The organism is Neisseria sp. P0021.S007, assembly GCF_051956855.1.
Map to the genome: position 1 here is coordinate 1 of NZ_JBQCXA010000626.1, position 651 is coordinate 651.

Sequence of the window (651 nt, forward strand, 5' to 3'; positions counted from 1 at the left end):
GTACCAAATTGAGCGAAAAGCGGGCGGAGCGTAAAGCCGCCAAGGCAGCCAAAAAAGCCGCGCAAAGCGAACAATAAAATCAAGCACCCTGAAAAGTCTGCCGATATTCAATAGTTTCCGTGTTTTTTATCCAAAGCGGTATCTTCTGCGTTGGAAATTCTCGCAAGATCTCTGACCTTGTTGCGGCTTCTGTCCTGAGTCTCACGCTTCGTGAATAAAAATCTACTTGGAAAATTAAATATCGACAGCCCTTGGGTGCTTTTTCATTTTAAGGGCGTCTGAAAACCGTCCGCGCCGCCAAATTGCCAGCCTGTCCGAAATATAGTTAAATAAGCCGCATCATTATTTTCAGACGACCCGATGATGTCCATGAAACAAAAAATCTTCGTCCTCTACACAGGCGGCACCATAGGCATGACCCAAAGCAGCGAAGGCCTGCGCCCCGATACCGCGCTTGTCAGCCAAGCCCTTTCCCCTTTTTCAGACGACCTCGACTTCGAGTGGCACGTCTGCAATCCGTTGATTGACTCCTCATCCGTCACGCTGCAACACTGGCGCGACTGGCTGGACATCATCGCCGCCAAACTGCCTTCCTGCGACGGCATCCTGATACTGCACGGCACGGACAGCATGGCGTACACCGCCAACCTC

At 51.2% G+C, this 651-nt stretch carries 1 protein-coding gene; it reads left to right on the forward strand.

Annotation, left to right across the window (positions count from 1 at the left end):
• Positions 1 to 369: 369 nt before the first annotated feature.
• Positions 370 to 651, forward strand: a 282-nt coding sequence (locus ACTHUR_RS15025; RefSeq protein WP_440399407.1) for an asparaginase domain-containing protein, incomplete at its 3' end; no start/stop codon positions are given.